Source organism: Halobaculum sp. XH14, assembly GCF_032116555.1.
In the GTDB taxonomy this organism is placed as follows: Archaea; Halobacteriota; Halobacteria; order Halobacteriales; family Haloferacaceae; genus Halorarum; species Halorarum halobium.
Genome location: NZ_CP134949.1, coordinates 44,401 through 65,944, shown reverse-complemented (window position 1 = coordinate 65,944; position 21,544 = coordinate 44,401). Strand labels below are relative to the sequence as shown.

The following is a 21,544-nucleotide window of genomic DNA, read 5'->3' as shown; positions in this document are numbered from 1 at the left end:
CGCGACTCACGGCCAGAGATCGCCCGCTCCCTTCGCGTGTTCCGCGGCGACCTCCTCGTCGAGTTCGACGCCGAGCCCCGGCGTCTCAGGGACGGCGATGGAGCCGTCCTCGATGAGCGGCTCCGAGCGCGCCAGGAGGTCGTCCCACCAGTCCACCTCCAGCGCGTGGTACTCCAGCACGCCGAAGTTCGGCACCGACGCCCCGAGGTGAGCACACGCCATCGTCCCGACGGGGCTACAGACGTTGTGCGGCGAGAACACGACGTAGTTCTCCTCGGCTCGGTTGGCGATGGCCCGCGACTCCGCGAGCCCGCCGCAGGTCGTCGGATCCGGGGTCACGACGTCGACGGCGAACTCGTACAGCAGTTCGGAGAACTCGTGGACGCGGAAGCGGTTCTCCCCGGTCGCCAGCGGCGTGCTCGTCGAGCGGGCAACCTCTCGCTGGGCCGCCGCGTTCTCGGGCGGGACGACGTCCTCCAGCCACATGAGGCCGTACGGCTCCAGTGCCCGCGCGAGGCGCTTTGCCGAGTCGAGCGAGTAGTCCCAGTGGCAGTCGAACGCGACCTCCACCCCGTCGGGGACCGCGTCGTCGACGGCGGCGACGATCTCGCGCTTGTCTTCCACGTCCGCCGCCGAGAGCCGGCCGTTGAACGGGTCCGGTTCGTTGTCCCCGGGCGTGTCCAGGTCGAACTTGATGGCGTCGAACCCCAGTTCGACGGCCGCCCCGGCGGTCTCGGCGTACGCGGCCGGCCGGTACGCCGCCTCGTCGGCGTACTCGGTGAACCCGGAGGCGTCGTCGACCGCGTACGCCTCGCCCGCGTGGAGGTCACAGTAGACCCGCACGTCGTCGCGGTACTTCCCGCCGAGCAACTGGTAGGTCGGCACGTCGAGCAGCTTTCCCGCGAGGTCCCAGAGCGCGATCTCGATGCCCGACGCGGCGGTGACGACCTTCCCCGTCGTCCCGCCGTGCCCGGACGTCTCCTGGACCATCCGGCGGAACAGTCGCTCCACGTCGAGCGGGTTCTCCCCGACGAGGAACTCGCCCATGTACGCCATGACGTCGGTGACCGCCCCGCCGCGGTACGACTCGCCGATGCCCGTCACGCCCTCGTCGGTGTGGACCCGCACGAGGTTCCAGTCGAAGTTCCCCTCGATCACGGCGGTGTCGAGCCCCGTGATTTCCACGTCACGCGCGTCGGCCCGGCGCGTCGCCCGGTTGCCGTAGTCCCGCACGGTCACACCTCGAACGCCGCGAGGGCGTCCCGGTCGAGTTCGATGCCGTGGCCCGGGCGGTCGGGCAGCGCGATCTCGCCGTCCTCGGGCGTCAGCGGCTCCTCGATCACGTCGTCGAACACCTTCACGTCCGAGTCGCGGTGGAAGTACTCGACCCAGGTGCCGTTCTCGCTGGCTGCGACGAGGTGGGCGTGGAGGTCCCAGTTGTAGTGGGGCGCCACCGGCACGTCGTAGCTGGCGGCCGTGTTCGCCACCTTCAGCCACTCGGTGATGCCGCCACAGACGGTCGCGTCGGGCTGGACCACGTCGACGGCGCCCTCGCGGAGCAACTCGGCGAAGCCGTACCGCGAGAACTCCAGTTCGCCGGCCGCCACGGAGTACTCCAGCGCGTCGTTCACCTCGGCCATGAGCGAGACGCCGTCGGGCATCACCGGCTCCTCGACGAAGTACGGGTCGTACTCGGCGATAGCCCGGCACGTTCGGAGCGCCTCCGGCTTGCTCTTCCACGCGCCGTTCGCGTCGACCATCAGGACCCGCTCGTCGCCGATGGTCTCCCTGACCGCCGCGACGCGCTCGGCCTCCTCGGCGGGCGAGAGCCGCCCGACCTTCATCTTCACCGCGTCGTGGCCGCGCTCGACGTACCGCCCCATCTCCTCGCGGAGCCCCTCCAGCCCCTTCCCCTCGCGGTAGTAGCCGCCGCTGGCGTAGGCGGGAACCGAGTCGCGGTACGCCCCGAGGTACTTGTACAGCGGCACGCCCGCCGCCTTCGCGGCGACGTCCCACAGCGCGACGTCCACGGTCGCGATGGCCCGCAGCATGACGCCCTTCCGCCCGATCTGGACCGTCCCGTCGAACATCTCGCGCCACAGGCGCTCGGTGTCGCGCGGGTCCTCGCCCTCGACGATGGGCGCGAGCACGTCGGTCACGGCGTCGGCGACGAGCCCCGCCCCGCCGTAGCCGAGCGTGTAGCCGAGCCCCTCGACCCCGTCGTCGGTCCGGACGTACGTGACGGCGTGGTCACGCTCCTCGACGGTCCGGGTCGCGAACGACACCGGCTCCGCCAGCGGGATGGAGACCGCGAAACTCTCGACCTCGGCGACTTCCATACGAGCCTTTCGGGACGGATCGGTAAATCGTTATGCTCAGTGGTACCACACGACACGAAACGACGGGACACGAGACCGCGCAGCACCGCCGACACGGTTTACTCGCCGCTCGCCAACGAACGAGCATGCGATTCCCGGACGCCGATGTCGTCGACGCGGCGCTCGGCCGACCGACCCTCCCCCGGTTCGCGTCGGTGCGGTACGAGCCGGAGACGCCCGAACTCGACGACGTCGAGGGGAGGACCCGCGCGGAGGTGGACGAACTCCCGCTCGGCGACGTCCCCCCGGGGGGGAGCGTCGCGGTCGGGCTGGGGAGCCGTGGCATCCACGACGTCGTTCCAGCAGCACGGGCCGTGATCGACGAACTGGCACGTCGCGGCTTCGAGCCGTTCGTCGTGCCGGCGATGGGGAGCCACGGCGGCGCGACCGCCGAGGGCCAGCGGCGGACGCTCGCCGGCATCGGGCTGACCGAGGACGCACTCGGCTGTCCGATCGACGCGCGGATGGACACGACCGACCTCGGCGACTCCGCGGTCGGCGCGACGGTGCCGTTCTCGACGGCCGCCCTGGAGGCCGACGGGGTCCTCGTGATCAACCGCGTGAAGGCCCACACCAACTTCACCGGCCGGTTCGAGAGCGGGCTGACGAAGATGGCGACCATCGGGCTGGGCAAACAGCCAGGCGCGAAGGCGGCCCACGAGCACGCGCTCGTCGAGGGGTACGTACCCGTCATCGCCGCGGCCTACGACGTCGTCCGCGCCGAGACGCCGCTGCTGGGGGGCCTCGCCGTCGTTGAGAACTTCCACGACCGGACGGCCCACGTCGAGGGCGTGCCCGCGTCGGCGCTCCCCGACGCGGAGGAGCCGCTGCTGGAGCGGGCCGACGAGTACATGCCGACGCTCCCGTTCGACGACCTCGACGTGCTCGTCGTCGACGAGATCGGCAAGGACGTCTCCGGCGCGGGGATGGACACGAACGTCGTCGGCCGGTACAGCGTGCTGAACGCCGAGGACCCGGCGCTGCCCGACATCAAGCGCATCGTCGTGCGGGGGCTGACGGAGGCGACCCACGGCAACGGCAACGGCATCGGGCTGGCGGACGTGACGACCCGCGCGGTCGCCGATGAACTCGACCTCGACCAGGTGTACACGAACGCGCTGACGAGCGGGTCGCTCAGCAAGGCGAAGCTCCCGGTCGTCCTCCCGGACGACGAGCGGGCGCTGACGGCCGCGCTCTCCACCGTCGGGACCTACGACCCGGCGGACGTCCGCGTCGCCTGGATCCGGGACACCGCGTCGCTGTCGTCGTTCCGCGTCTCCGAGGCGCTCGCGCGCGACCCGCCCGAGGGCGTCGTCGTGGAGGGACCGGAGGAACTCTCGTTCGTGGACGGCGAGCCGTCGTTCGAACCGGCGGAGTGAGGGGCGGGGCTGGCCCGGCAACTACCGGAGGACGTTCTCGCCGGTCCGGCCGTCGAACAGGTGTGCCTTGTCCAGTTCGACGCCGAGCGTGACCCGGCTCTCGGTGGCCACGTCGCTCTCGTTCGACACCCGCGCGGTGAACTCGGCGTCCTCGTCGTCGGGCCGCTCCGACGGCGCGACGGTGACGTCCATGTGTGGCCCCATCGGTTCGATCACCTTCACCAGCGCGTCGAACGTCGCTCCCTCGCCGGGGTCGCCCTCCACGGCGACGTCGAACAGGTGCTCCGGTCGGACGCCGAACTCGGCGTTCTCGAGGTCGCCGGTCCACTCCCGGAGTTTCGCGTCGTGCTCGTCGGGCAGGCGGAGTTCGAACGCGTCGGAGACGACCCACCAGTCGCCGCCGCGCTCCTCGACGCGGGCGGCGAAGAAGTTCATCGGCGGCTCGCCGATGAAGCCCGCGACGAACTTGTTGGCGGGGGCGCCGTACAGCTCCTGGGGCGGCGCGAACTGCTGGAGCCGCCCGTCGTCGAGCACGACGACGCGGTCCGAGAGCGTCATCGCCTCGACCTGGTCGTGGGTGACGTACACCGACGTCTTCCCGACGCGGTCGTGGAGTTTGTTCAGCTCGGTCCGCATCTCGATGCGGAGCTTCGCGTCGAGGTTCGACAGCGGCTCGTCGAACAGGAACACCGCCGGGTCGCGCACGATTGCGCGCCCGAGCGCGACCCGCTGCTGCTGGCCGCCCGAGAGCTCCGACGGGCGGCGCTCGAGCAGTTCCGGGATGTCGAGCGACCGGGCGACGTCCTCGACGCGCCCCTCGACCTCCTCGTCCGGGAACTTCCGGATCCGGAGCGGGAACGCGATGTTCTCCCGGACCGTCTTGTGGGGGTAGAGCGCGTAGTTCTGGAACACCATCGCGATGTCGCGCTCGCGGGGGTCGAGCCCCGCCACGTCGCGTCCCTCGATGACGACGTCCCCCTCGGTCGGCTCCTCGAGGCCGGCGATCATCCGCAACGTCGTGGTCTTTCCACAGCCCGACGGGCCGACGATCACGACGAACTCCCCGTCGTAGATCGTCAGGTCCAGGTCCTCGACCGCGACGACGGTCGAGCCGTCGTCCTCGGTGAACGTCTTGGTGACGTCCCTGAGTTCGAGGCTGACGTCGCGATCGGTCGGTTGGGTCGTCCGCTCGTCCGCTTTGGGTCCTGCTGTGTCGCTCATTGATCGATGGTCTCCGTGGTCGGTCGTGCGGCCGGTGCGTCCGGAGTCCCGCTCGCGCGGGTGATTCGCGTCGCTCGGGGCGGCCTGATCCCGGTCATCCCTTCAGCCCTCCCGTCATGCCGACGACGATGTACCGCTGGAAGAAGACCACCACCAGCGCCGACGGGATGACCGAGACGATGGAGGCGGCGGCCATCGCCGCCCAGTCGATGCCGGCGTCCCCGACGAACAGGAACGTCGCCACGGGGATGGTCATCGAGGTGAGGTCGGTGCTGACGGTGAACGCGAACAGGAACTCCCGCCAGGAGTAGAGGAAGGTGAGGATGGTCCCCGCGGCGAAGCCGGGCAGGACGACGGGGAACACGACGTGCCAGAACGCCTGGATCTTCGTGCAGCCGTCAACCCTGGCCGCCTCGTCGAGCGACTGGGGGATGGTGATGAAGAAGTTCCGCATGATGTAGATGACCAGCGGGAGCCAGAGGTAGACGTTCGCGATGACGATGCCCGTCTTCGTGTTCAACAGCCCGGTCGTCGTCATGATCCGGTAGTACGGCGTCACCAGCCCGATCGGCGGGAACAACCGCGTGAACAGGACGAACACGAACACGGCGTTGTCGAACGGGAAGCGGAACCGGCTGAACACGTAGCCGGCCGGCGTCCCGAGCACCATCACGATCGCCGTCGACGCGGAGGCGATGATGACGCTGTTCACGACCGCGCGCCAGAACCCGCGGTCGATCAGCGCCCGCTCGTAGGCGGCCAGCGTCGGGTCAAGCGGCAGGTACGTCAGCGCGAGCACGCCCTGCTGGGTCTTGAACGACGTGAGGAGCTGCCACACCAGCGGCGAGATCGCGAAAAACACCGCCGCGAACAGCACGAGGTGAACGACGTAGCGGCTCTCCACGGCGTCCCAGAGCCGCTGTCGTCGCCGGTACTGGTCCAGGCCGAACTCCGCTCCCGCCATGTCAGACCTCGATCTCCTCCATCTGTTCGAGGATGAAGTAGACGTACGCCGTCGCGACGACGAGCGTCACCGCGACGAGGAACACCGAGACCGCGGAGGCGAACCCGTAGTCGAGCAGCTGGATGCCGAAGCGGTGGATGTAGATGGCGAGGGTCTCGGTCGCGCCGCCCGGCCCGCCGCCCGTCGTCGAGTACGGGATGGCGAACGCGCGGAACGCGAACATCCAGGTGATGAGTCCCGCGACGAAGAACGACGGCCGGAGGTACGGCAGCGTGACGTGCCGGAACGTCTGCCAGGTCGTCGCGCCGTCGGTCTTGGCGGCGTCGTACATGTCCTGGGGAATCGACTGGAGCCCCGCGAGCAGCACGATGGTCGCGAACGGGATGCGCGACCACGAGTCCGCGAGGATGACGACGACCATCGCGGACACGGAGTTCGAGAGCCAGGAGTAGCCGGTTTCGAGGATTCCCAGATCGACCAGGACCTGGTTGACGACCCCCAGCTGCCCGTCGAACATCCACTGCCAGGTGACCCCGACGATGGACAGCGGCACCGCCCACGAGATGAGGATGAGCGTCGAGTAGGCGTCACGCAGCCGCTGGTTGAGCAGCTTGTTCAGCGCGAGCGCGATGACCAGCCCGGCGCTCACCGAGACGAACAGCGAGCCGAACGAGTAGATCAGCGTCTTCTCGACCGCGTTCCAGAACGTCGGGTCGGTGAAGATGCGCCCGTAGTTGTACGCGGGCTCGAACGTCTCGCCGAAGCCGCGGGTGTTCTGGAGCGACAGCCACAGCAACATCACCGCCGGGTAGATGAACACGACGAACAGCGCCACCAGCGACGGGCCGAGCAGCACCGTCCGGATGTGGTCGTTCACCCAGTCGGAGACGGCGCCGGTGAGGCCGCCGCCGTGGGGGCCTACTTCGCCCTCGTACTCCTCAGTGGCCATGGCGAATCGGTGCGTGCCGTCCGGTCATTCGTTGATCTCGGAGTCCACGAACTCCTGCACCTGGTCCATGGCCGCCTGCGGTTCGATCGAGCCCTGGATCGCACGCTGGACCGGCGAGAGCATCTGCTGGAACACCGAGGCCATCTGCGGGAACAGTTCGAGGACGCCGTTCTCGATGGCGTTCCCCATCACCCCGCCGAACGTGACGAAGTCGTTCTCCGAGGAGTCGGTGTACACCTGGTCCATGTACGAGATGTTCCCCTCGTAGGTGAACTCCAGCCACTGGGTGAAGTAGCTCAGCTTCAGGTCGCCGTACAGCATCGCGGCGAGCTTGTGGCCCGTGTCCGAGAAGCGGTTGATGCTCGTCGTGTTCGGCGCGACGAGCCCCGCCTGCGTCGGCGACGGGCCCGCGTTGGCCGCCGGCGGGACGACCACCTGGTACTGGGATCCGGGCTCGTACTCCTGGAGCAGCCGGGGGACGAAGTCGCTGAACGCGGTGGTGTACGCGAGCTGTCCCGACGCCATCAGGTCCACGATGTCCCCCTCGCCGTAGGAGATGACGTCGCTGGGGACGTAGCCCGCGTCGCGCCAGTCCCGCATCTTCTGGATGACCCGGACGGCGGCGTCCGAGTTCATCACGACCGTCCCGTCGTCCTGAACCATGCGCCCGCCCTGCTGGAACAGCAGCTCCCGGAACGAGTACGCAAGGTACGTCGAGGTGCCGGCGTAGTACGCGAACGCGTTGACGTCGGTGCCCGCGAACGCCTCGCCCAGTTCCTCGAGGAGGTCCCAGGACCACTCGCCCTGGAACCGCTCGGGGTCGATCCCCTGCTCCTCGATGAGGTCCGGCCGCAGGTGGCCCATGCTCGCCTCGCCGATGTTCGGGTAGCCGAAGGTGTGGGTCCCCTCGTACTGGGGGTCCAGGTCCCACTGGACGAGGCTCTGGAGCGCCGGAATGTACGGCTCGTAGCCGCCCTCCGGGTAGAGAGCGTCCGTGGCCTCGAGGTAGCCCTGCTCGACGAACACCGGGACGAGGATGCCGTCGACGTTGAACGCGTGCGGGCTCGGCTCCTCCGAGGAGAGAAACTGCTGCTCGCGCGTGTTCGCCTGGTCGACGCCGATCTCGATGACGTCGAGTTCGATCCCGGTGATCTCGGTGAACATCTCGTGGGCGGCCAGCGTCGCGGGGTCGAACTCCATGTTCGCCGCGCCGTGGTTCAGTATCTGCAGCGTCTCCACGTCGCCCGCGGCGGTGTCCTGCCACCCCTCGGGCGGCGTCCACACGTCGTTCTCGACCGCGCTCTGGAACGCCCCGCTGTCGGTCCAGGTCGTGGCGCTCTGGCGCTCGGGCACCTCCCGCCGCGCCTCGATGGGCCAGTCGTCGGCGGCCCCGATCCGGCGCTGCTGCCAGTTGTCCGCGATGCCGAGCTGCTGGGCGGTCGAGAGGAAGTCACCGTTGCCCCCTCCGCCGCCGCCACCGCCGCCGAAGCCGGCACAGCCGGCCAGTGCTCCCATCCCCGTCACGCCCGTCGCGGCGAGGAACGTCCGCCTGTTCGTGCTGTGTTCTGCCATACCACACCAATTACTCATATACCGTAATATAGTTGTTGCAGCGTCAGATAGACATAGTGAAACTCAGGACGGTAGTTATCGTAATCTGGTAACCAACTGAATAGTAATCCGTCCTCACCTGACGACGTCCGCGGCCACCGTCCCGATTCCCTCCACCTCGGCGCGGACGCGGTCGCCGGGGTCGATGGGGTGGGCGCCCGGCGTCCCGGTCGATATCACGTCGCCGGGTTCGAGCGTCATCACCTCGGAGTGGAACGCCACGAGTTCGCGCGGCGAGAAGTGCATGTTCGACGCCACGTTTCGCGACTCCACGGCGTCGTTGACGACGGTCCGCACCTCGACGTCCTCGAGGTCCGTGCCGGGCCCGGTGACGGCGAGGTGCGGGCTGAGCACGAGGAACGTGTCGTAGCTCTTCGCCCGGGTCAGGAACCGGGGGTTCCGTTCGAGCACGTCCTCGGCGGTCACGTCGACGACCGGCGCGAACCCGGCGACGACCTCGTCGACCGCGTCGACGGCCACGTTCCGGCACGTCCGCCCGATCACGACCGCGAGTTCCGCCTCGGCGGTGACCCGCTCGGCGGCGACCTCGGAGCCGCGTTCGGGCGGGAGTCGGATGGGGCCGCCCGGCCCGGTGGCCGCGCTGGCCGGCTTGAAGAAGCTGGCCGGCTCCTCGGGCGGGTCCTCCGAGAGGTCGGCGGCGTGGTCCGCGTAGTTCAGCCCGATGCCGAACAGCTTGCCCGGCTCGTCGACGAACGGGCCGAACGACAGGGTTTCGCGCGGCGTCCGGTCCGCGGGAACCCCGTCGAGGTCGCGGAGGCCGTCGGGCGCCCGCGGGAGGACGTCGCGGACCCGCTCGGCGTCGGGGTAGGCGGCCGCGAGCGGGACGAACCCCTCGTCGTCGCCGACGAGCGGCCGGCCGTCCGCGGTCCGGGCGAGATACCGCATCTACCCGTCGGCCCCCGATCCAGCCTCGTCCGAGCCGCCGTCCTCCTCGTCGCCCCCGTCCGCGCGGTCGGTCCAGAAGTCGAACGAGCGGCCCGGCGCGAACACGTCGAGGCCGACGGCGAGTTCCTCGCCCGTGTTCTCGACGCGGTGGGACTCCCACGATTCGAGCAGCACCGAGTCGTACTCCCCGAGCGTCACGGCGTCGTCATCGGTGTGGATTGTGAGTTCCCCGCGGAGCACGAGACAGACCTGCTCGTTCTCGTGGTCGTGCATCGGCGAGGAGTGGCCCGGCGGCTTCTCGAACCACTCGAAGCTGAACTCGTCGCTCCCGGCGAGCGCGCGGCGCTGCCAGCCCTCGTCGGGTTCGTACGTCTCGGCCTCCTCGAAGTCGACTGGCTCCATGGTGAATCGAGGGCGCTCGCGGCTATTCAATGGTGACGTCGGCTTCGATGGCCGTGATCCGGTTTCCCCGAACGATATCCGACTGATCGCGTCGAGACCACCGCGAAAGCTGCCGTGGCCGTCGGCGCTTCCGGTCGGTTGGTCGTCGTTTCGATGCGGTCGTGGCCGAGGCCGAAACGATACTGGGCGTGAACGACTGGGGGTTTTCGAGGCGTGCGCCACGACAACTGAACTGACCACGACGTCGAAACCGGCCGCCCCGAGAACGACGAACGGAACCAGCATCCGCCTTCGGCGGCGTTAAGAACCGACCACCCGAACCCACGCCACATGAGCGAGACGCCGTACGCCCCCGTCACCGAACATCTCGAGAACCCGCAGGAAGCCGCCGAGGAAGGCCGAAAGAAGATGGACTGGGCGATACAGCACATGCCCATCCTCTCGGAACTCCGGGAGGAGTACGTCGAGTCCCGGCCGTTCGCCGGGCAGGTCATCGGCATGGCGATGCACGTCGAGGCCAAGACCGCGACGCTCGTCGAGCTGCTTGCCGACGGCGGCGCGGAGGTCGCCATCACCGGCTGCAACCCGCTCTCGACCCACGACGACGTGAGCGCGGCGCTCGACACCCACGAGAACATCACCTCCTACGCGGTGCGGGGCGTCGACGACGAGGGCTACTACGCCGCCATCGAGTCGGTGCTCTCCCACGGGCCGACCGTCACCGTCGACGACGGGATGGACATGGTCGCGGCCGTCCACGAGGACCACCCCGACCTCATCGACTCCATCGTCGGCGGCTGTGAGGAGACGACGACCGGCGTCCACCGCCTGCGGGCGATGGACGAGGACGACGCGCTCGAGTACCCCATCTTCGCCGTGAACGACACGCCGATGAAGCGCCTGTTCGACAACGTCCACGGCACCGGCGAGTCCTCGCTCGCCACGATCGCGATGACGACGAACCTCTCGTGGGCCGGCAAGACCGTCGTCGTCGCCGGCTACGGCTACTGCGGCAAGGGCGTCGCCAAGAAGGCGGCCGGCCAGAACGCCGACGTCGTCGTCACCGAGGTCGAACCGCGCCGGGCGCTCGAAGCCCACATGGAGGGCTACGACGTGAAGCCGATGGCCGAGGCAGCGAAGGAGGCGGACGTGATCCTCACGACCACCGGCAACCGCGACGTCGTCACGCGTGAGCACTTCGAGGTCATGGAGGACGGCGTCCTGCTGGCCAACGCCGGCCACTTCGACGTCGAGGTGAACCTCGAGGAACTCGCCGACCTGGCGGTCGACCGCTACGAGGCCCGCGAGGGCGTCGAGGCGTACGAGACGTCCGACGGCCGCCGGCTGAACGTGCTCGCGGAGGGACGGCTCGTCAACCTCGCGGCGCCCATCGCGCTCGGTCACCCGGTCGAGGTGATGGACCAGAGCTTCGGCGTGCAGGCGGTCTGCGTCCGCGAACTCGTCGAGAACGGCGACGAGTACGAGGCGGGCGTCCACGAGGTGCCCGACGAACTGGACCGGGAGGTCGCGGAGATCAAACTCGACGCCGAGGGCGTCGCCCACGACGAACTCACCGACGAGCAGCGCGAGTACATGGGCTCCTGGCAGCACGGGACGTGAGCTGACCGGACGGCGGGGCGTCCCGTCCGCGGCGGGTCAGTCGGGGCCGAGGGCCATCCGACCAGTTCGAGCCAACAAAACCTTGTATCGTCGGCCGGGACGTTCGGGCGATGAACACCGCCGAGATACTCGTCCGCCTCGCCGCGGGGCTGGGCCTTATCCTGGCGAACGGCTTCTTCGTCGCCATCGAGTTCGCCCTGACGCGGGTCCGACAGTACAGCGAGTCGGAGTTCGACGCGCCGGGGCTCCGCCGGGCCTGGGCGATGACCGACGACCTGGAGATCTATCTCACCACCTGCCAGGTCGGCATCACCGCCTCCTCCATCGCGGTCGGCATCGTCGCGGAACCGGCGCTCGCGGCGCTGTTCGAGCCGTACTTCGCGAACACGTGGCTGGCGTCGGTCGGCGCCGGCGCGCTGCTCGCGTTCCTCATCATCAACCTCCTCCACCTCACGCACGGCGAGCAGACGCCGACGTACCTCGGCGTCGAGCGCACGAAGCTCGTCTGTCGCTACGGGGCGACGCCGCTGTACTACTTCGCGAAGCTCCTCTACCCCGTGATGTGGGTCGGCGACCACGTCGCCAAGTGGACGCTCGCGCTGTTCGGCGTCGAGATGACCGGCGCGTGGCTGGAGACCGAAGAGGAGATCGTCGAGAACCGCGCGCAGCTCCGCAATCGCCTCGACTCGCTGCTCGACCGCGGCGACCTCTCCGAGGAGCGCCACGAGGAGGTCGTCAACGCGCTCACCGCCGGCGAGCGCCCGGTCGTCGACCTGATGGTCGACGAGGAGGACGTCGTGTTCCTCTCGACGGCCGACTCGACCGCGGAGAACCTCGACCGGATGCGTTCCGCGGGCTACACGCGCTACCCACTCGTCGGCGAGGAGTCGGGCGATTTCCGCGGCATCGTGTACGTCCCCGCCGTCCTGAGCGCGGTGGACGAGCTCCGGTTGGGCGAGACGACCCTCGAGGAACTGGCCGCGCCGCCGATGACCATCAGTCCCGAGACGAGCGTCAGCGACGCGGTCGACCGGTTCCAGGCCGAAGGGCAGGAGCTCGCGCTCGTGCTCTCGGAGGGCGAGGTCGTCGGCCTCCTGACGGCGACGGACGCGTTCGAGGCCGTGATGGGCCAGATGGAGGACCCCCTGGACGACGAGGCGGCGCCGGACGGCCGGGCGACCGGCGTCTGACTCGCGGTCGTCGCTGCCGGTAGAATCACCACCGGCGTTCGACCGCATGGAGGGCGATACCGGACTGAAGGCGGGACGAACGCTATCGGGAGAGGAGGCGCGGTGAGTTCGCCGGAGCCCTCCTCACGGGTTCACTCGAACGCACTCATCACGGTGTTGGCCGAGATCCCGTGAACGACGATGGACGCGAGGGCGACGAACCCGACCAGCGCCCAGAGTTTGTCGGCGGCGACGAGCAGTTCCCGCTCCGCGAACGTCGCCTCGTTGAGCGCGAACGCGAGGTAGTAGAACGAACCGACGCCGCGAATGCCGAACGACGAGACGACGAGTCGCTCCCGCCAGGGCATCGACGTGCCGAACAGACCGAGCAACCCGGCCGTCGGGCGGATCACGAAGACGAGCAGGAGACCGACCGTCACGTCGAGCATCGTCAGTGGGTCGAACAGTCCGCCGGCGATGGTTCCGCCGAACAGTACGAGGACCGCTGCCATCACGATCCGTTCGACCATCACGGCGTAGTCGTGGATGGCGACGTGGTACTCGTGTTCCCACTCGTAGTGACGGAGTTCGAGTGCAGCGACGAAGACCGCGATGAAGCCGTAGCCGTGGAGGAGTTCGGTCAGGCCGTACGTGATGAACGTGGCCGCCAACACCTCCGCGCCTTCCATGACTTTTCCCAACTCGGTCGTGACGGCCCTACTGAAGATGACTCGGGCGATGAGTTGCCCGACGAGGTACCCAACCACGACGCCGACCGCTATCTCGTAGAGAACGTGAACGAGGAACCACTCGCCCACCCAGCCCAGTGACGATGCCCCGGCAGCCGCAGCCGCCGCGATGGCGAGGTGCGTGAAGGGAAACGCGAGTCCGTCGTTGAGGCCCGCCTCGGACGTGAGCGCAAACCGAATCTCGCCCTCCTGCTCCTCGGGATCGGTCTGTTCGTCTATCGCCTCGGTCGGGGGCGACGCCTGTACGTCCGAAGCCAGTACCGGATCAGTGGGTGCGACGACGGCACCGAGCAAGATGGCGGTCGGGAGCAGGGCGCCCAGCAGGCCCCAGCCGAGGACGGCGGTGGCGACGATGGTCACCGGCATCGTGATGGCGAGCAGTCGCCAGGTGTTCGACCACGCCCGCCAATCGAACGGCCGATCGAGTTTCAGTCCCGCACCCATCAGTGCGATTATCACGACGAGCTCGGTGAGTCGCTCGGCGAGATCGCCGTGTCTGACGGGGTCCGGCGTCTCGACTCCTAGGGGGAGCGAAAAGAGGATCGCCCCTGCGGCCACGTATATTATCGGAAACGACATCGGCACGTCCGAGAGGACTCGCGGCAGGACGACCGCCCCGAAGATGGCGAGACCAACGAGTACCAGTAGTATCTCGTATTCAGCCATCTGCCCCGACCGACCGACCGTTCCTGAGTGCCCCGTGCGGAGCTCCCTCGTTCAGCGGCCTGTTCGACCGTGCGCGGCACGTCGGGCTCGCTCCGCAGGGAACTCCCCGGCTCGAGTCCCCCCGGTACGGGTCGTTCATCGTCCCGTCGTTCGGGCGCGGGGGGAATGAACCCGCGGGGTGGTTCAGCGGGTTACCGTCCCCTTTCGGCGCCAGCGTGAGGGCCCGCGACCGTCCGCGGCGCGCTCACCCGGTCGCGCAGCCGATCCAGCCCGAGCAACCCGAGCGCGAGCGTTCCGCCCCAGACGAGGTGGCCGACCAGCCCCATGGCGCCCAGCAGCGGGAGCGGGGCCGGAATCCCGACCGCGCGGAGCCAGAGCGGCATCACGAGGCCGGCCGCGAGCAGCGCCAGCAGGACGCCGTAGGCGAGCCCCAGCGCCACCATCCGGAGCGGCCGCCCCCGCCAGGGACCGAGTCGGGGGTGGTCGAGCGCGGCGGCGAAGCCGATGCCGAACACGAGGCTGTGGAACAGGTGGGTCGTCCAGCCGACGACCGCGGATTCGACGCCGTACAGCGCGCCGATGACCGGGACGGACCCGCCCATGGCCGTCTGCACGAGCCCCATGAGGACGCCCGCGAGCACGGCCGCGGCGGCAACGTCGGCGAGTCGGGCGGTAGTCACGCCGTCGCGGTCGGTCAGGCGGGCCGCCGGGGTTCCCTCGCGGCGGAACGTCACCTCCACGCCCGTCCCCCCGCCGTCGATGCCCGGCGTGACCGCGATGCCGGCGCCGAACTCCTCGGCGAGCAGGCGGACGAACGTCAGCCCGAACCCCGCGTTCGGGTCGTCGTACTCCGGCAGGGTCCCGGCGTGTGAGCAGTGCACGCTGGCGCTCGGGGAGGCCACCGCCGTCGTCGGCGATCCGGAGCGTGGCCGTCGCGGCGTCGGCCCGGACGTCGACGACGACCCGCGAGTCCGGGCCGGTGTACTCGACGGCGTTCTCGACGAGGTGCTCGACCAGGTCCGCGAGGCGGTCGGTCGCACAGACGAGGGCGTCGCCGCCGTCGTCCCGGACGGTCACCGTCGCGTCGGGGGAGTGCCCGCGGACCGACGCCACGCCACGCTCGACCGCGTCGGCGACGGGGACCGGCGAGAGGACGACGTCCGGGCGGGCGATCCGGCCCGCCTCCGTGACGGCCTTCTCGATGGCGTCGGCGCTCCGCCCGATGGCGGCCTTCCCCTGCGAGCCGTCGAGTTCGGCGTAGCCCCGGACGACGCTCACGCGGTTGAGCACCTCGTGCCTGAGGATTCGGTTCAGCGCGGTGAGCCGGGCGGTTCGCCGGGCCGAGTCCCGCTCGCGCTCGCGTCGCCGAGCGGGTCACCACGAACCCGACGGCCGCGACCAGGAGGCCGCCGAGGTGGACGCGCGAGTCCGCCACCGGGTCCCGGGTGCCGGTCGCCATGGCCCGCACTCTCGGCGACCCGGGGTAAGCGCCCCGACCGCGTGCGAACGCTCCGCACAACCGACTGCAGTCGTGTGAAAACCGCTCGCAGCGCGGCCGGACTCTCGCTCAGAGCGGGAACCGTTCGACGGTCCGGTACTCCGGCCCCGCCTCGGTGAGGTCGCTCTCCGTCAGGCACAGTTCGGTCGCCTCGAACCGCCCCACGTCGGGGTCGCGCTCGCGGACGAATCGCTGGACGGCGTCCTTCTCGCGCCCGTTGCTCAGCCGCGCCAGCGTGACGTGCGGGGTGAACTCGTGCTCCTCCGCCTCGAAGCCGAGCGCGGTCGTCTCGCGCTCGACCGCCTCGTGGAGGCGGCCGAGTTCGGACGCGCCCTCGCGGACGCCGACCCAGACGACGCGGATGTACTCGTCGTTCGGGAACGCGCCGAGGCCGCCCACCTCGACGGGGAACGGCCCCACGTCGGCGTCGGCGACTGCCCGGTCCAGCGCGTCGGTCACTTTCTCGACGTCGGAGTCGGGGGTGTCGCCGAGGAACTTCAGCGTCGCGTGCGCCTGCTCGGGGTCGGTGAACGAGAGGCCGGGCGCGTCGGGAGCCTCGTCCCGGAGGGCGGCGACCGACTCCGCGAGCGCGTCGGGGAGGTCGAGCGAGACGAACAGCCGTGGCATACGGGAACTGGGGAACTGGACCGTGAAAAGCCCGACGCGCAAGCCTTACCCGCACGGTTCGCCAACCCCGTGGTATGACCGACGAGGAGCAGGACCGACCACACGAGTTCTCGTCCGGGCAGGGACTCGACGAGGACTACGAGGAGTTCACCCTCGACCCGGAGGCGCTGAACGCCGACCCCTCGCAGGTGGACCCCGTCGACACCCGGGCCCTCACCGACCTCCTCGACGAGCGGAACATCGCGAAAGAGCAGGTCGAGGTGGAGAGCCTCATCGACGTCGGGCTCTCCTACATGGCGATCAACCGGTTCGAGGAGGCGACCGAGACGTTCGGCCGCGCCGCCCAGTTTGCCGAGGACGACAGCCTCGACGAGCAGGAAGCCTGGGTGAACAAGGGCGTCGCCCACGCGGAACTGGAGGAGTACGACGAGGCCATCGGCGCCTACCGCGAGGCGCTCCGTATCGACGACGACTCCGAGCACGCCGCCAGCGCCGAGACGAACCTGGCGTACGCGCTCCACGAGTTCGGCGAGACGAGCCAGGCGCTCGAACACGCCGAGCGCGCCGTCGAGATCGACCCGCGGTTCGCCCAGGCGTGGTACAATCGGGGTTTCTTCCTGGTCGAGCGCGGCCTGCTGGAGGACGCGGTCAACGCCTTCGACAACGCCATCCGCCTCGGCATGCGCAACGCCGAGGTGCTAGAGGAGAAGGCCCGCGCGCTCGACGAGCTCGGCGAGGAGGAGGAGGCCGAGGCCGCGGCCGAGCGCGCCGAGGAGCTCCGCAAGGAGGCCGAGCAGGAGATGGTCGAGGAGTACGAGGAACGCGAGGGGCACTGATGCTGCTGAAGGAGCGTGACACGCCCGAGGGGACCCTGGTCTCGGTCTGTGACCCGGACTGTCTCGGCGAGACGTACGAGAACGGGACGGTCACCCTGGAGGTGACCGAGGCGTTCTACGGCGGCGACGACGCCGAGTCGGCCGACGAGGACCGGGTCGTCGAGAGCCTCATGGGCGCGAACACGGCGAACCTCGTCGGCGAGGAGTGCGTCTCCGTGGCGGTGGAGGCGGGCATCATCGACGAGGACCGCGTGCTGGAGGTCGGGGAGACGGTTCACGCGCAGCTACTCTGGCTGCGATAGGGTTCGTTCGATCGAGGGTTCTTACGTTTTGGGAGTTGGTTAGGTGACTTTGCTGCCGCTGGGATTGCTGGGGTAACCACCGCGAAAGCCCCTGCAGCTGGCGGTTTATCACGTGTCGCACTCTGTGATGGCTCGGATTTAGCGACGACTGCCTCGAAAGCCCCCCGCTGGGTACGCTCCCGCGGACCACGCTGCGCTCCTCAGTCGCTCACTCCGTTCGCGCCCTGCGGTGCTTGCGGGTCCGGGGTTCGCGTACCCAGCCGACCCCTTTCAGTCCCACCCACCGCACCTCGCCCTCCCCAGCCTCCTGCGCTCCTCGGCCTTCGGCCTGCGATGCTCGTCCCTCGCACGAGCGGCCGCGCTCCGCGCGGCCGCCGCGCGCCTGACGACGCTCCCCCGGAACCGTCGCCCCACCGGAAACGGCCCGCATTCTTTTGGTCCGACGTACCCTCGAAAAAGTCATGGCCGACACCGACCTGCTCGTCCGCATCGACGCCCTCCTCGGCATGTTCGCGCTGCTCCTCCTCCTCGCGTCGTTCTACCTCATCGCGCAGGCCCCCGTCGTCGGCTTCGGCGCGCTCGTCGTCGTCGCGCTCGGCCTCTACGCGCTGCTCTCGTACGTCACGGGCTTTCTCGTGGAGGTCGACGAGGAGGGGCTGGACGGGGAGACGGAGGGATGATTCCCGACGTTCCTCCGGCAACGTAAGGGGAACCGATTTCGCCCGGCCGGCAGGACCGAAGGGATGTTAGCCCTCCAACCCCTGTCCCCGACAATGGAACCCACACAGGAACCGTCCCCCCTCGACGTCGAGGCCGTCAGGGCGGACTTCCCCATCCTCGACCGGAAGGTGGGCGGCGACGCCACCGTTCCCGGGGAGGACGAGGGCGACACGACGCCGCTCGTCTACCTCGACAGCGCCGCGACGAGCCAGACGCCCGACCAGGTCGTCGACGCCATCGCCGACTACTACCGCTCGTACAACGCGAACGTCCACCGCGGCATCCACCAGTTGAGCCAGGAGGCCAGCGTCGCCTACGAGAACGCCCACGACCGGGTCGCGGAGTTCATCGGCGCGGCCGGCCGCGAGGAGGTCGTCTTCACCAAGAACGCCACCGAGGCCGAGAACCTCGTCGCGTACGCCTGGGGGCTGAACGAACTCGGCCCGGGCGACAACGTCGTGCTCACCCAGATGGAGCACCACGCCTCGCTCGTCACGTGGCAGCAGACCGCCCGGAAGACCGGCGCGGAGGCGCGGTTCGTCCGCATCACCGACGACGGCCGCCTCGACATGGACCACGCCCGCGAACTCATCGACGAGGACACGAAGCTCGTCTCGGTCGTCCACTCCTCGAACACGCTCGGGACCGTCAACCCCGTCGCGGAACTGGCCGACATCGCCCACGACAACGGCGCGTACATCTTCCTCGACGCCGCCCAGTCGGTTCCCCACCGGCCGGTCGACGTGAAGGAACTCGACTGCGACTTCCTCGCCTTCTCGGGCCACAAGATGCTCGGCCCGACGGGCATCGGCGTGCTGTACGGCAAGGAGGAGATCCTGGAGGGGATGGAGCCGTACCTCTACGGTGGCGACATGATCCGCAAGGTCACCTTCGAGGAGACCGAGTGGGAGGACCTGCCCTGGAAGTTCGAGGCCGGCACGCCGGTCATCGAGCAGGGCATCGCGCTCACCGCCGCCATCGACTACCTCGAGGGGATCGGCATGGAGAACGTCCACGAGTACGAGTCACAGCTCACGGAGTACGCGTACGACCGGCTCACCGAGCCCGAGGACGTCGAGATCTACGGGCCGCCGGGCGACGAGCGCGCCGGCCTCGTCTCGTTCAACGTCGACGGCGTCCACGCCCACGACCTCTCGAGCATCCTCAACGACCACGGCGTCGCCATCCGCGCCGGCGACCACTGTACCCAGCCGCTCCACGACGTGCTCGGCACGGCGGCCTCGGCCCGCGCGAGCTTCTACGTCTACAACACGCGCGAGGAGGTCGACAAACTGGTCGAGGCGGTCGACGACGCGCGGGAGCTGTTCGCCTAAATCTTTCATCGTCGGGTGCCCTCGCGCTCGCTCCGCTCGCGTTTCCCTCACCGCTTCTCGAAAATGTCGGACGAAAAGAGCCGCTCGCTCCAACAGGTGGGGCGGTAGGCTTTTCGGGTCGACTCGCCAACTACCGACAACAATGGGAATCGGCGGCGGCTCGGACATGTATCGCCAGCAGATCCTGGACCACTACAAGAACCCCCGGAACTACGGCGAGCTCGAGGACCCGACGTTCTCGCACACTGGGGAGAACCCCTCCTGTGGCGACACCATCACGGTCGACGTGAAACTGGCCGAGGACGGGGAGACCATCGAGGGCGTCGCGTTCTCGGGCGATGGCTGTGCCATCTCGCAGGCGTCGGCGTCGATGCTCTCCGAACGGCTCCACGGGATGAGCCTCGCGGAACTGGCGGAACTGGACACCGACGACGTCACCGAGATGCTCGGCGTCGACATCTCCCCGATGCGAATCAAGTGCGCCGTGCTCGCCAGACAGATCGCCCAGGACGGCGCGAAGCTGTACGAGGGCGAGCTCGAGGACCTCGACGTGACGAAGACCGAGGACTGAGGCACTCGCGGGTTCGGCCGGGTGGCGGTTTCCTCCCGAAACCACGTCCAGCAGCGACGCCGTCGCTCGGGGGTGAGATCGGAAGGGGAAAAACGGGGCGCGTGTCGCGGACGAATCCGGGGGCGTTGCCGACTACTCGGGCTTGAGCCCCGCGTCCTGGACGCGCATGATCGACTCGCCGTCGGCCAGGTTCGGCGCGTCGACGAGCTTCACGATGCGCTTGTCGCCCTTCGACTTGCGGAGGTACATCCGGAACGTGGAGGTGTGGCCCAGGATGTTGCCGCCGATGGGCTGGGTCGGGTCGCCGAAGTAGGAGTCCGGGTTCGAGGCGACCTGGTTCGTCACGAGCACGACCGAGTTGTAGAGGTCGCCCACGCGCATCAGGTCGTGGAGGTGCTTGTTCAGCTTCTGCTGGCGGTCGGCGAGCTGTCCGCGGCCGACGTACTCCGCGCGGAAGTGGGCCGTGAGCGAGTCGACACAGAGCAGGCGGACCGGGAACTCGTCGTCCTCGTGCTCGCTGGCGACCTCCTTGGCCTTCTCCGCGAGGAGGATCTGGTGGTTGGAGTTGAACGCCTTGGCGACGTGGATCTTGTCGAGTACGTCCTCGAGCAGCGCCTCCATCGCCTCGTCGTCGCCGGGGGCACCCTCGATCTCGCGGTCCTCGAGCAGCGCCTCGATGATCTCGTCGTCCAGCCCGCGCACCATGTCGTCGATGCGCTCGGGGCGGAACGTGTCCTCGGAGTCGATGAAGATACAGCTTCCCTCCAGGCCGCCGTACTCCTTCGGGAGCTGGACGTTTACGGCCATCTGGTGGGTGACCTGGGACTTGCCGGCGCCGAACTCGCCGTACACCTCGGTGATCGACTGCGTCTCGAGCCCGCCGTCGAGCATCTCGTCGACCTCCGGGATGAGCCAGGAGAGCTTCCCGATCTGCTGGCGGCGTTCGAGCACCTGCGCGCCGGACTCGAAGCCGCCGACGTCGGCGGCCTCACGCGCGCCCTGGATGACGTCGTTGGCGGTCGAGTCGCCGATGTCGGCGGTGTTGCCCAGTTCGCTCGGACTGGCGACCGCGATGCTCTGGTAGCTTTCGAAGCCCGCGTCCACGAGTTTGTCCGCCGTCGCCGGCCCCACGCCGGGAAGGCTTTCGAGGTCGTCTTCTGCCATCGTGATTCCGGCTTGTGCGGCTCCGTACATAAACCCCCGTTAACAGAGAAGTGGAAGTGAAAATGCGAGCAGGCGACGGGACGGTTCTGTCGGATCCGAGAACGTTTAGGTGGGAAGCCGCGACGGCCGGCGGCTCAGACGACCGGGTCCTCGTCGGACCACGGTGCCAGTCCGAGCTTGTTCGCCAGCACGAGGAGGCCGAAGCCGGCGATGACGCCGCCGAAGGCGACGTCGGGGAGTCCGCGCCCGAACGCGAGGTGGAAGCCGCCCAGAAGCGTCGCGAGCCCGCCGACTGCGACGCCCGCGGCGCGCGTGTCGCGGAGGTCAGTTCGGACCGTCAGCACGAGGATGAGCAGGGCGAGCCCGCCGAGGATCGCCAGATACGCCGGCGACTCGTCGCCGAGCGGCCACTCCGAGAGCACGACCGTCACGAGGCCGACCGTGGCGACGAGGGACTTCGTGTCGGGGATCACGTGCG

22 protein-coding genes are annotated in these 21,544 nt (G+C 69.0%); 9 read left to right on the top strand and 13 right to left on the bottom strand.

Annotation, left to right across the window (positions count from 1 at the left end; genetic code table 11):
* Positions 1-6 precede the first annotated feature (6 nt).
* Positions 7-1,233, bottom strand: a complete 1,227-nt coding sequence (locus tag RJT50_RS00345; protein ID WP_313696062.1) for a mandelate racemase/muconate lactonizing enzyme family protein — start codon at positions 1,231-1,233, stop codon at positions 7-9.
* 2 nt (positions 1,234-1,235) lie between these two features.
* Positions 1,236-2,339 (bottom strand): mandelate racemase/muconate lactonizing enzyme family protein, encoded by a 1,104-nt coding sequence (locus RJT50_RS00340; RefSeq protein WP_313693012.1) that lies wholly within the window; start codon positions 2,337-2,339, stop codon positions 1,236-1,238.
* A gap of 125 nt (positions 2,340-2,464) precedes the next feature.
* Here RJT50_RS00340 and RJT50_RS00335 point away from each other — a divergent pair, with 125 nt between their 5' ends.
* Positions 2,465-3,757 (top strand): nickel pincer cofactor-dependent isomerase, group 22, encoded by a 1,293-nt coding sequence (locus RJT50_RS00335; RefSeq protein ID WP_313693010.1) that lies wholly within the window; start codon positions 2,465-2,467, stop codon positions 3,755-3,757.
* A 21-nt stretch (positions 3,758-3,778) separates the two neighbouring features.
* Here the strand turns inward: RJT50_RS00335 and RJT50_RS00330 are convergent, their stop codons facing one another.
* The 6 genes from RJT50_RS00330 to RJT50_RS00305 form a co-directional block, all read right to left on the bottom strand.
* On the bottom strand, positions 3,779-4,978 hold the full coding sequence (locus RJT50_RS00330) for an ABC transporter ATP-binding protein (RefSeq protein ID WP_313693008.1): 1,200 nt from the start codon (positions 4,976-4,978) through the stop codon (positions 3,779-3,781).
* Positions 4,979-5,072: 94 nt separating this feature from the next.
* Positions 5,073-5,942: a carbohydrate ABC transporter permease gene (locus tag RJT50_RS00325; RefSeq protein WP_313693007.1), complete on the bottom strand. Its 870-nt coding sequence runs from the start codon at positions 5,940-5,942 to the stop codon at positions 5,073-5,075.
* Position 5,943: 1 nt separating this feature from the next.
* On the bottom strand, positions 5,944-6,891 hold the full coding sequence (locus RJT50_RS00320; protein WP_313693004.1) for a carbohydrate ABC transporter permease: 948 nt from the start codon (positions 6,889-6,891) through the stop codon (positions 5,944-5,946).
* Positions 6,892-6,915: 24 nt separating this feature from the next.
* A complete protein-coding gene (locus RJT50_RS00315) occupies positions 6,916-8,463 on the bottom strand; it encodes an ABC transporter substrate-binding protein (protein ID WP_313693003.1) in 1,548 nt (515 codons plus the stop codon).
* A 114-nt stretch (positions 8,464-8,577) separates the two neighbouring features.
* On the bottom strand, positions 8,578-9,408 hold the full coding sequence (locus tag RJT50_RS00310) for a fumarylacetoacetate hydrolase family protein (RefSeq protein ID WP_313693002.1): 831 nt from the start codon (positions 9,406-9,408) through the stop codon (positions 8,578-8,580).
* Positions 9,409-9,810: a cupin domain-containing protein gene (locus RJT50_RS00305; protein WP_313693000.1), complete on the bottom strand. Its 402-nt coding sequence runs from the start codon at positions 9,808-9,810 to the stop codon at positions 9,409-9,411.
* 330 nt (positions 9,811-10,140) lie between these two features.
* On the opposite strand from RJT50_RS00305, the gene RJT50_RS00300 reads away from it, so the two are divergent.
* Complete coding sequence (locus tag RJT50_RS00300) at positions 10,141-11,430, top strand: adenosylhomocysteinase (protein ID WP_313692998.1); 1,290 nt, start codon at positions 10,141-10,143, stop codon at positions 11,428-11,430.
* A gap of 110 nt (positions 11,431-11,540) precedes the next feature.
* A complete protein-coding gene (locus RJT50_RS00295; RefSeq protein ID WP_313692997.1) occupies positions 11,541-12,620 on the top strand; it encodes a CNNM domain-containing protein in 1,080 nt (359 codons plus the stop codon).
* A 131-nt stretch (positions 12,621-12,751) separates the two neighbouring features.
* On the opposite strand, the gene RJT50_RS00290 is transcribed toward RJT50_RS00295, so the two are convergent.
* The gene (locus RJT50_RS00290) at positions 12,752-14,014 is read right to left on the bottom strand and encodes a cation:proton antiporter (RefSeq protein WP_313692996.1); all 1,263 of its coding nucleotides are present in this window, start codon (positions 14,012-14,014) and stop codon (positions 12,752-12,754) included.
* Positions 14,015-14,197: 183 nt separating this feature from the next.
* Positions 14,198-15,031 carry an ATP-binding protein gene (locus RJT50_RS00285; RefSeq protein WP_425499740.1) on the bottom strand — a complete coding sequence of 278 codons (834 nt, stop codon included), beginning with the start codon at positions 15,029-15,031 and terminating at the stop codon, positions 14,198-14,200.
* On the opposite strand from RJT50_RS00285, the gene RJT50_RS00280 reads away from it, so the two are divergent.
* The gene (locus RJT50_RS00280; RefSeq protein WP_313692992.1) at positions 14,940-15,275 is read left to right on the top strand and encodes a hypothetical protein; all 336 of its coding nucleotides are present in this window, start codon (positions 14,940-14,942) and stop codon (positions 15,273-15,275) included. The two genes, RJT50_RS00285 and RJT50_RS00280, sit on opposite strands and share 92 nt — an antisense overlap.
* A 306-nt stretch (positions 15,276-15,581) precedes the next feature.
* Here the strand turns inward: RJT50_RS00280 and thpR are convergent, their stop codons facing one another.
* Positions 15,582-16,139, bottom strand: coding sequence for an RNA 2',3'-cyclic phosphodiesterase (thpR, locus tag RJT50_RS00275; protein WP_313692990.1), 558 nt, complete (start codon positions 16,137-16,139; stop codon positions 15,582-15,584).
* Between the two features lie 74 nt (positions 16,140-16,213).
* Between thpR and RJT50_RS00270 the strand changes: the two genes are divergently transcribed.
* The 5 genes from RJT50_RS00270 (at position 16,214) to sufU (ending at position 19,902) form a co-directional block, all read left to right on the top strand.
* Positions 16,214-16,975 carry a tetratricopeptide repeat protein gene (locus tag RJT50_RS00270; protein WP_313692989.1) on the top strand — a complete coding sequence of 254 codons (762 nt, stop codon included), beginning with the start codon at positions 16,214-16,216 and terminating at the stop codon, positions 16,973-16,975.
* On the top strand, positions 16,975-17,277 hold the full coding sequence (locus tag RJT50_RS00265) for a DUF424 domain-containing protein (RefSeq protein ID WP_313692988.1): 303 nt from the start codon (positions 16,975-16,977) through the stop codon (positions 17,275-17,277). The genes RJT50_RS00270 and RJT50_RS00265 overlap by 1 nt, the downstream gene beginning before the upstream one ends.
* Positions 17,278-17,738: 461 nt before the next feature.
* Positions 17,739-17,957, top strand: a complete 219-nt coding sequence (locus RJT50_RS00260) for a hypothetical protein (RefSeq protein WP_313692987.1) — start codon at positions 17,739-17,741, stop codon at positions 17,955-17,957.
* Positions 17,958-18,050: 93 nt separating this feature from the next.
* Positions 18,051-19,331, top strand: a complete 1,281-nt coding sequence (locus RJT50_RS00255) for an aminotransferase class V-fold PLP-dependent enzyme (RefSeq protein WP_313692985.1) — start codon at positions 18,051-18,053, stop codon at positions 19,329-19,331.
* A gap of 148 nt (positions 19,332-19,479) precedes the next feature.
* On the top strand, positions 19,480-19,902 hold the full coding sequence (gene sufU / locus RJT50_RS00250) for a Fe-S cluster assembly sulfur transfer protein SufU (RefSeq protein WP_313696061.1): 423 nt from the start codon (positions 19,480-19,482) through the stop codon (positions 19,900-19,902).
* 132 nt (positions 19,903-20,034) lie between these two features.
* On the opposite strand, the gene radA is transcribed toward sufU, so the two are convergent.
* Together radA and RJT50_RS00240 are read right to left on the bottom strand one after the other, a co-directional pair.
* Positions 20,035-21,066, bottom strand: coding sequence for a DNA repair and recombination protein RadA (gene radA, locus RJT50_RS00245; RefSeq protein WP_313692983.1), 1,032 nt, complete (start codon positions 21,064-21,066; stop codon positions 20,035-20,037).
* Positions 21,067-21,200: 134 nt separating this feature from the next.
* Positions 21,201-21,539: a hypothetical protein gene (locus RJT50_RS00240; protein WP_313692982.1), complete on the bottom strand. Its 339-nt coding sequence runs from the start codon at positions 21,537-21,539 to the stop codon at positions 21,201-21,203.
* Positions 21,540-21,544: the final 5 nt, after the last annotated feature.

What these genes read in the sequence shown, in the direction of transcription:
- RJT50_RS00310 (WP_313693002.1), bottom strand. Translation starts at nt 9,408, where the DNA reads ATGCGGTATCTCGCCCGGACCGCGGACGGCCGGCCGCTCGTCGGCGAC.
- RJT50_RS00255 (WP_313692985.1), top strand. Translation starts at nt 18,051, where the DNA reads ATGGAACCCACACAGGAACCGTCCCCCCTCGACGTCGAGGCCGTCAGG.
- RJT50_RS00290 (WP_313692996.1), bottom strand. Translation starts at nt 14,014, where the DNA reads ATGGCTGAATACGAGATACTACTGGTACTCGTTGGTCTCGCCATCTTC.
- RJT50_RS00270 (WP_313692989.1), top strand. Translation starts at nt 16,214, where the DNA reads ATGACCGACGAGGAGCAGGACCGACCACACGAGTTCTCGTCCGGGCAG.
- RJT50_RS00325 (WP_313693007.1), bottom strand. Translation starts at nt 5,942, where the DNA reads ATGGCGGGAGCGGAGTTCGGCCTGGACCAGTACCGGCGACGACAGCGG.
- RJT50_RS00300 (WP_313692998.1), top strand. Translation starts at nt 10,141, where the DNA reads ATGAGCGAGACGCCGTACGCCCCCGTCACCGAACATCTCGAGAACCCG.
- RJT50_RS00315 (WP_313693003.1), bottom strand. Translation starts at nt 8,463, where the DNA reads ATGGCAGAACACAGCACGAACAGGCGGACGTTCCTCGCCGCGACGGGC.
- RJT50_RS00340 (WP_313693012.1), bottom strand. Translation starts at nt 2,339, where the DNA reads ATGGAAGTCGCCGAGGTCGAGAGTTTCGCGGTCTCCATCCCGCTGGCG.
- RJT50_RS00260 (WP_313692987.1), top strand. Translation starts at nt 17,739, where the DNA reads ATGGCCGACACCGACCTGCTCGTCCGCATCGACGCCCTCCTCGGCATG.
- thpR (WP_313692990.1), bottom strand. Translation starts at nt 16,139, where the DNA reads ATGCCACGGCTGTTCGTCTCGCTCGACCTCCCCGACGCGCTCGCGGAG.
- RJT50_RS00330 (WP_313693008.1), bottom strand. Translation starts at nt 4,978, where the DNA reads ATGAGCGACACAGCAGGACCCAAAGCGGACGAGCGGACGACCCAACCG.
- radA (WP_313692983.1), bottom strand. Translation starts at nt 21,066, where the DNA reads ATGGCAGAAGACGACCTCGAAAGCCTTCCCGGCGTGGGGCCGGCGACG.
- RJT50_RS00320 (WP_313693004.1), bottom strand. Translation starts at nt 6,891, where the DNA reads ATGGCCACTGAGGAGTACGAGGGCGAAGTAGGCCCCCACGGCGGCGGC.
- RJT50_RS00295 (WP_313692997.1), top strand. Translation starts at nt 11,541, where the DNA reads ATGAACACCGCCGAGATACTCGTCCGCCTCGCCGCGGGGCTGGGCCTT.
- RJT50_RS00335 (WP_313693010.1), top strand. Translation starts at nt 2,465, where the DNA reads ATGCGATTCCCGGACGCCGATGTCGTCGACGCGGCGCTCGGCCGACCG.
- RJT50_RS00305 (WP_313693000.1), bottom strand. Translation starts at nt 9,810, where the DNA reads ATGGAGCCAGTCGACTTCGAGGAGGCCGAGACGTACGAACCCGACGAG.
- RJT50_RS00265 (WP_313692988.1), top strand. Translation starts at nt 16,975, where the DNA reads ATGCTGCTGAAGGAGCGTGACACGCCCGAGGGGACCCTGGTCTCGGTC.